A 7,522-nucleotide genomic window follows, 5' to 3' on the forward strand; every position below is an offset into this window, starting at 1 on the left:
TAATGGAAATTGTCTTTCCACTCTCCGCGTATGGGCAAAATTTTTCGGCGCAGTCCCTCGCGGGTCATACCTATTTTCTCGAGCACTTTTACTGATTTTATGTTTTCGGTGGCTACACCAGCTTCCACTTTGTGTAGGCCAAAAGTGTTAAATCCCAGCAACACCAGTCTTTTTGCCAATTCCGTTGCATAACCTTTTCCCCAATATGCCGGATCAAGTTTATAGTAAATTTCACCCAACTTAAACCTATTGTTCGACAATGAAAATCCGGCGACTCCAATAAAATCTCCGGGTTCTTTTAATACAACTTTCCACATGTAAGAACTTCGCGGAGTTTTGCTTTTGGCCTCTAATTGTTGTTGTAAAAATTGCTCAGTGTCTTTTATCGATTTCGGGAGGCCAAGCGTATTATATTCATCCACCTCGGGAATGGAATGCAGCCGATGAATCTTTTCAAGGTCTTTCTCTTCGATCTCGATTAAACTTAGCCGCTCGGTTAACAGATTATTAATTTCAGCATTACCCATTCCATTAATTTTAATGCACCCGCATTTCTTTAATCCTTACTTTTTCCATAAGCGTTTGCTGTTCATCCTTTTGTTGCTGGATTTTACGCACCACATCCATCCCCGAAACCACCTGCCCGAAAGTGGCAAAACCCTGTCCATCGGGATTTCGTTTGCCACCAAAGTCCAGCTCCGGCTGATCGCCCACACAAATAAAAAACTCGGTTGATGCTGTGCCCGGCTCCATTCGCGCCATCGACAGTGTGCCGTTAAGGTGTTTTATTCCGGTGGTTCCGGTTGTTTCGTGTGCAATTGGTTTTATGGTCTCAAAACGTGGTTCGGTGTATATTCCTCCCTGAATAACTTCAATTTTCACATCATTATTAGGCTGGTTATCCATTCGCACCACACGGTAAAACCAGGCATTTTCATAGGTATTGGCCTTAACGTGCTCTAGAAAATTTGTTGCGGTTAGCGGCGCATTTACGGTATCAATTTCAACCACAATGTTTCCAAAATCGGTTTTGATTTCAACGCGGGGAAGTTCCTGAGCGATGGTTTGAAACACCAACACCAGAGCAGGAATCAAAAAGATTATGGCTTTCCTCATAATTTAATTTGAATATTATTTTTTAATTGCAATCAAATGTACAAAAAACGGTTTTGGATAACCAGAGCCAATGCATAATTCAAAAAACTCATGAAGAAATTTCAACTGTTACTGGTTCTGCTGTTGCTTTCAGCAGTAACTTTTTCGCAAACCACACTAAAAGCCTTTCTCGAGAGTCAACCCGAGGTTAAAAGTGTTGAACAAATGAACTGCACCGATTTTTTTGCAGCTAAATACAAAATAATGGTGGAGCAGCCTGTTGATCATTCCGATCCGTCGAAAGGAACATTTTTGCAACGGGTGCTGATCGCCGACAAAGGCCGTGACCAGCCCGTAGTTTTTATTACCGAAGGCTACAACGGCGGATATTCTGAAAACCCAAATTACATAAACGAGCTGTGCCCGATTTTAGGGGCCAATCAAATTTGTATGGATCATCGTTATTTTGGCGAATCGATGCCGGAGCCGCTAAACTGGGATTACCTGACCGTGCGCAATGCCGCTGCCGATCATCACCACATTATTCAAATGATGAAAAAATATTATTCGGGGAAATGGGTAAGCACCGGTATTAGCAAAGGCGGACAAACAACAGCTTATCACCGCTGGCTTTACCCCAACGATGTTGATGTTTCGGTACCGTATGTGGCGCCACTTAACTTTGGTATTGAAGATGGTCGGCATGAGCCGTTTATTGCCCATACAACAGGAACACCGGAAGGCCGTGCAAAAGTACAGGCATTCCAACTGCATATTCTTAAAAACCGTGAGACTTACCTGCCTCTTCTTGAGCAATATTTCAAGGATCAGAATTTGCATCCGCTGCTAAATAACAACGAGATGCTGGATTATGTAGTACTCGAATTCTCTTACGGATTTTGGCAATACGACAACTCATTGGATGATATTCCACCACTGAATGCACCGGCTAAAGATTTGTTTGCCGAGTTGGTGAAAGTATCATCGCCCATGTACTTATCGAGTGAAGGTGTGGAAGTTTTTAAATCATTCTTTGTGCAGGCGGCGCACGAATTGGGTTATTATGGTTACGATGTAAATCCGTTTAAAGATTATTTGTCGATTAAAAGTGCAGAAGGCTGGTTGAACCGCATTTATCTGCCCGAACTGGATATTAAATACAACAAAAAGACAGCTAAAGAGGTAGAAAAATTCATCAAAAAAACCGATGCCAAAATGCTGTTTATTTACGGGGAGTGGGATCCGTGGTCGGCTTCGGCATTTGAAGTTCCGAACAAACCCAATTTCCTGAAAATTGTAAAACCAAAAGGAAGCCACAGTACACGAATCGGGAATTTGCCTAAAGAACAAAAACAGCAGGTTAAAGAAACGCTCGAAAAGTGGCTGGATATGAAAGTGAATATCGAGATTTAGTAGTTTTCAACCTAAAAAAGTCACACTGAGCGAAGTCGAAGTGTCATCTCAACAGTCTTCTACTTCGCTCAGACTGACGATCTACAAAAAGAACATGGCCACACCCCCAACAGTAATTACGGCCCCCAGAATTTCTTTCCAGTTTACCTTTTCTTTAAACAATAATATTGAAGGTCCGATAATCAAAACCGGTACGATAGCCATCAGTGTTGCGGCAATTCCGGCCTGCGTATGCTGAACTGCCAATAACGAAAAGGAAACACCAAGGAAAGGACCGAAGAAAGCACCAAGTGTAATTCGTTTCATGGCAGATCCGTTTTTTAAGGCTGCCCAAACACGTGGCCATCGTTTTATAAAAACAAAAAGAATAGAAAAACCAACAGTTCCCGCCAAAATGCGTATCTGTGTGGCTGAGAAAGCATCATAATCGCCCATTCCCTTTTTGCTGATTACCAAACCGGCTGCCTGCCCCATAGCACCACCCAAAGCCAGTAAAATTCCTTGTATGGGGTACGACGATCTAAACCTTCGGATTTTAACACCGTTCTCTTCCGATTTTTCGCGTTTCAGAATAACGATAATAATTCCGGTCATGGTAACAGCCATGCCCAACCAACTTTGCGGAGCAAGTACTTCACCCAAAAGCAGCCAGCCAATTAGCGCGGCAAACGGTGGTGCCAGTGCCATTAACAACATGGCAATTCGTGCACCTATCAAAACAAACGACTGAAAAAGCAGTAAGTCGCCGATGACAAAACCAACCAATCCGGAAAAAGCCAGCCATTTCCAGGCATACAGGCTTGCGTCGGTGGGGAAGAAAAAACCACGGGCTATCCAACTGTAGGCACCAACCAGAAAGAAGGCAATTACCAAACGAATGAGATTAACCGCGAGCGAACCAACCTTTTTCCCGGCCGATTCGAATGCCAGTGATGTTACTGTCCAAAATACGGCAGTCAATACACCGGCTATTTCTCCAAAATGATTTTGCATGCGGCAAATGTAATAAATACGACCAATGTATTTACCGATTTCTTTTAGCTGAGAAAAATAAGGTGTAACATAAAAAAAGATCCTGACAAAAATGCCAGGATCTTTTCCTCCTCTCTAGTCTTAAAAAGCAACTTTTAATTGGTCACACATTCATAATCGGTCCTCCACCTCTTCCTTCTATCACAACTTAACCAATTACCTCAACAATCCTAATCTTCAATACACTTATGGTTTGTGCTTACAAATATATATTTCGGAATGGCACCAGCGTAAATACTATTGCTGATTCATCCAGCCTAAAAAGCTGAATTTTAACTTCTTTTTTACTGACCAAATTAAATTACTGTCTGACGACGAGCCACAAAAAAAACGTTTTAAGTAATCATCCTTAAAACGGTTTTTTTTTATTGAACTTAAGTTGTTCTATTTGCTCAAAAACTCGGCAACTGTTGCTCCCAGTTCTTCGCCTCTTTTGTTTTTGGCAACGATCATTCCGTTTTTGTCAACCAACAAACTCGATGGAATTGAATTAACCGCATACATTTTAGCTGCAGCGTTGTTCCAGTAAGCAAGGTCTGATACGTGATCCCATGTTAAACCGTCAGCCTCAATAGCCTCTAACCATGCATCTTTATCACGGTCGAGCGAAACGCCAAACACGCTAAATCCCTGATCTTTGTATTTGTTATACGTGTCTACAACATTCGGATTCTCGGCACGGCAAGGTCCACACCACGATGCCCAGAAGTCGAGTAAAGTAAGCTCGTTTTTTGAATAGATATCAGAAAACTTCACCGGATTTCCATCTGCATCGTTTTGAGTAAAATCAGGAGCAATTTTTCCAACAGCTACGGTTTTCAGTTTTTCGATCTTTGTTTTCAAATCAACAATGGCAGGAACAGAGTCTAATTTTTCATCCAGATTACTCACTAAAGCTTCCAGTTCGTCAACTTCTTTTTCGTACTGAATTTGGCTTAACAGCAGCGGAGTAACATACGAAGCCGGATTTTCTTTCACAAAATCTTCCTGAATTACACCAACGCTGGCGTACAGGTCTTCAACCTGTTTCATCAATTCACTGGCTTTGGCCGTATCGCCTGAAGCGCTTGCTGTGCGAGCTTCCTGGTAAATCGCCATGTACTCTTCGCTAATTTTCTGAATCTTATCGTTTATCGTTTTAAACTCATCGTGCGAAGCAGAACCACTAACCTGAATACCTGCAATTGAATCGGCTTTTCCGGTTATCGACATGCTTGTATTTTCAACAAACACAACAGCTTTGTTACGTTCTCCGTTTACCGACAAATAATATACACCCGGGAAATCCACTTCTCCTTCCAAAACAGCAACACCATCAACCACCTCGGCGGTATCAATGCCAATCCACTGGCTGGCTCCACGTTGCTCCAACATTACATTTCCATCGGCACCATCCAGTTTAACGGTAATTTTAAAACCATCCTGCGGCTGCGAACAGGCAAACAAAGCCAAACCTATAATAACAACTAATAATTTTCTCATCGTACAGTTTTTTCTATTTATTGAATTTGGGTCGAATATAATCATTCTGTACATTCCTTAAAAATGATTAGTTTGAATTATACTCCGGAATTTAATTAATTTGCGTAGCTTAACTAAAAAGCAAAATGAGTAAAAACGTTGCCTTGGTACTTTCGGGCGGAGCAGCCCGCGGAATGGCACATATTGGTGCAATTGAAGAATTAGAGGCCCGGGGGTACAACATCACCTCAGTAGCCGGCACATCGATGGGTGCACTGATTGGCGGAATTTATGCTTTGGGTAAATTGCCGGAGTTTAAAGAATGGGCCATATCGCTGGAGCTGCACGATATGTTTCGTATGGTAGATTTTTCGTTTGGCGGAAACGGACTGATTAAAGGAGAAAAGGTACTAACCAAAATTCAGGAATTTATTCCCGATGCGCTTATCGAAGATTTGCCTATTCCGTTTTCGGCAACTGCCGTTGATTTAAAACACCGCGAAGAAGTGGTGTTCACCAAAGGCAGTTTGTTTAATGCCATTCGTGCTTCAATATCAATTCCATCGGTTTTTACGCCAGTTACCAGCGAGAACGCCGTTTTGGTTGATGGTGGCGTTATGAACAACCTGCCTATTTCGAATGTAAAACGCACCGAGGGCGATGTGCTTATTGCCGTTCATGTAAATGCAGCCATTCCGCTTCCACAAAAGTTTTACGAGAAAGAAGACGAGACAGAAAAGGAATCGAAATACAAAAAGTGGTTGAACGAGTTTTACGATTTTCTGAATATTAACCATCCGAAAGAGAAAATGGAGCAACTCGGAATTCTTTCACTTATGGATCAGGCCTTGGCTACCGGAATGTTAAAACAGGTAGACTATGCCATTGAAAAAGGAAAACCCGATGTGGTTATTAAGGTTTCGCGCGATGTTTGCGGAACCTACGACTTTTACAAAGCAAAAGAGGTGATCGAAATCGGTCGCCATTCAGCTGTTCTTGAACTCGATAAAGCAAAATTCAATGGCTAAAATAGTTGTTGTAAATAATGCCGAGCCCGGAATTAGGGAGTTTGCCGAACCAATAGTGCAAATTATTTCGGACGCAGGATCAACACCCGCTTTTATTGAATACGCCGGGTGCCCCGCTACAAATTTGAATGCTTTTGACGGTATAATTTTAAGCGGATCGCCACAAGGCGACGATATCGTGGAGCACCATGCCCCCTATTTTCAATGGATTAAGGACTTTGAAAAACCGGTACTTGGTATTTGCGCCGGACACCACGTTACCGGTTATTTATACGGAGCGGAATTGCTGCGAAGCCAGGAACCGGAGTCGGGCGATTTTGAGGTGGAAATCGTTAAAACTGATCCGCTTTTTAATGAGCTGCCTCAAAAATTTACAGTGCGACAAATGCACAACGACTCGATAACTCTACCCAACGATTTTGAATTGCTGATTACATCGGCAACATGCAAAAACCAACTGATGAAACACAAAAACAAACCTTTATATACCTGCCAGTTTCATCCCGAGTTTTATAACCACCGGCTAATCCTGAATTTTATTGCCTTGTGTGGCTAATCAGATCACGACTCCTGTAATCTGATAATTCAGACTTATATTTTGTGCGCAAAATGCCCATCCTGGCGGTTCAGATTCATATTTTGTGTGCAAAATGTCCATCCTGATGATTTTTTTTCATGTTTTCTGTGCAAAACATCCATCCCGACGGTTCAGATTCATGTTTTCTACGCAAAATGCCCATCCTAACGGTTCAGAAGCCTGTTTTCTGTGCAAAATGCCAATCTTGATGATTTTTTTTCACGTTTTGTCCGTAAAACAACAATCCTGATGGTTCAGATTCACATTTTGCGTGGAAAATGCCCATCCTAATCATTTTTTCACGGTTTGTAAGCAAAACAACAATCCTAAAATTTCGTCCGGAACAACGAACTGCCTCCTCCAACTTTCTTCGCCGGACGATTCAGATTCTACTTCCTTACCCGGGGCGATGTAATTCTTTGAATTACTCTGCCCCGGGCTAAAATAAAACGCACTTTCAGCGCTCTCATAGATAGCCCCAAAGGGGCGAAGGCAATTGCCCGGTGCGTAGCGCCGGGATGAAATGGCCGAAGGATAATCGTCCGGCGAAGAAAGCTCATCAATGCTTGTTTCTTGTCCCGGACGAAAAACAGCTGTCTTTTCCTTTATCGACTTTCAGAAAAAACAGGCATGATTCCCGGGATCACCAACTGGGTTGAAAGGATATCAATATTGTTTCACGCAAAGAAAAGAAGAAGTGCAATATTCGCAAAGGTATCGAATCTGTTTTGCGAGCTTTGCGAAAACTTAGTGATCTCTGCGTGAACTTTATTGTTATTAACCTGAGTTCGATTCAAAATCTTGCCTCAGTTTCTATTAATTTTTAGCAGAAATTGATTCAGATTTTAGAAGAACTATCGGGATAATTTGAGAAAATATGAAACGATTTATGTAAAAATTAGTGAAATCCGAAGGA

The 7,522-nt window shown here is 42.0% G+C and carries 7 protein-coding genes; 3 read left to right on the plus strand and 4 right to left on the minus strand.

Going from position 1 to position 7,522, the window contains the following annotated elements:
- Together ABZB17_RS18010 and ABZB17_RS18015 are read right to left on the minus strand one after the other, a co-directional pair.
- Nucleotides 1-527, minus strand: a 527-nt coding sequence (locus ABZB17_RS18010; RefSeq protein WP_372652195.1) for a GNAT family N-acetyltransferase, incomplete at its 3' end; no start/stop codon positions are given.
- Between the two features lie 10 nt (nucleotides 528-537).
- Nucleotides 538-1,116 carry a peptidylprolyl isomerase gene (locus tag ABZB17_RS18015; protein WP_372652197.1) on the minus strand — a complete coding sequence of 193 codons (579 nt, stop codon included), beginning with the start codon at nucleotides 1,114-1,116 and terminating at the stop codon, nucleotides 538-540.
- Nucleotides 1,117-1,206: 90 nt separating this feature from the next.
- On the opposite strand from ABZB17_RS18015, the gene ABZB17_RS18020 reads away from it, so the two are divergent.
- On the plus strand, nucleotides 1,207-2,508 hold the full coding sequence (locus ABZB17_RS18020) for a S28 family serine protease (protein ID WP_372652199.1): 1,302 nt from the start codon (nucleotides 1,207-1,209) through the stop codon (nucleotides 2,506-2,508).
- Between the two features lie 81 nt (nucleotides 2,509-2,589).
- On the opposite strand, the gene ABZB17_RS18025 is transcribed toward ABZB17_RS18020, so the two are convergent.
- Entirely contained in the window at nucleotides 2,590-3,501 is a 912-nt protein-coding gene (locus ABZB17_RS18025; protein ID WP_372652201.1) for a DMT family transporter, read from the minus strand.
- 423 nt (nucleotides 3,502-3,924) lie between these two features.
- Nucleotides 3,925-5,022: a redoxin domain-containing protein gene (locus tag ABZB17_RS18030; RefSeq protein ID WP_372652203.1), complete on the minus strand. Its 1,098-nt coding sequence runs from the start codon at nucleotides 5,020-5,022 to the stop codon at nucleotides 3,925-3,927.
- A gap of 125 nt (nucleotides 5,023-5,147) precedes the next feature.
- Between ABZB17_RS18030 and ABZB17_RS18035 the strand changes: the two genes are divergently transcribed.
- Both ABZB17_RS18035 and ABZB17_RS18040 read left to right on the plus strand, forming a co-directional pair.
- The gene (locus tag ABZB17_RS18035) at nucleotides 5,148-6,029 is read left to right on the plus strand and encodes a patatin-like phospholipase family protein (RefSeq protein ID WP_372652205.1); all 882 of its coding nucleotides are present in this window, start codon (nucleotides 5,148-5,150) and stop codon (nucleotides 6,027-6,029) included.
- On the plus strand, nucleotides 6,022-6,585 hold the full coding sequence (locus ABZB17_RS18040; protein WP_372652207.1) for a type 1 glutamine amidotransferase: 564 nt from the start codon (nucleotides 6,022-6,024) through the stop codon (nucleotides 6,583-6,585). The genes ABZB17_RS18035 and ABZB17_RS18040 overlap by 8 nt, the downstream gene beginning before the upstream one ends.
- Nucleotides 6,586-7,522 lie beyond the last annotated feature (937 nt).

This window comes from Draconibacterium sp. (genome assembly GCF_041583095.1).
GTDB lineage: Bacteria > Bacteroidota > Bacteroidia > Bacteroidales > Prolixibacteraceae > Draconibacterium.

Coding starts and splice junctions, on each gene's coding strand:
- ABZB17_RS18020 (WP_372652199.1), top strand. CDS start 1,207: ATGAAGAAATTTCAACTGTTACTGGTTCTGCTGTTGCTTTCAGCAGTA.
- ABZB17_RS18025 (WP_372652201.1), bottom strand. CDS start 3,501: ATGCAAAATCATTTTGGAGAAATAGCCGGTGTATTGACTGCCGTATTT.
- ABZB17_RS18035 (WP_372652205.1), top strand. CDS start 5,148: ATGAGTAAAAACGTTGCCTTGGTACTTTCGGGCGGAGCAGCCCGCGGA.
- ABZB17_RS18015 (WP_372652197.1), bottom strand. CDS start 1,116: ATGAGGAAAGCCATAATCTTTTTGATTCCTGCTCTGGTGTTGGTGTTT.
- ABZB17_RS18040 (WP_372652207.1), top strand. CDS start 6,022: ATGGCTAAAATAGTTGTTGTAAATAATGCCGAGCCCGGAATTAGGGAG.
- ABZB17_RS18030 (WP_372652203.1), bottom strand. CDS start 5,022: ATGAGAAAATTATTAGTTGTTATTATAGGTTTGGCTTTGTTTGCCTGT.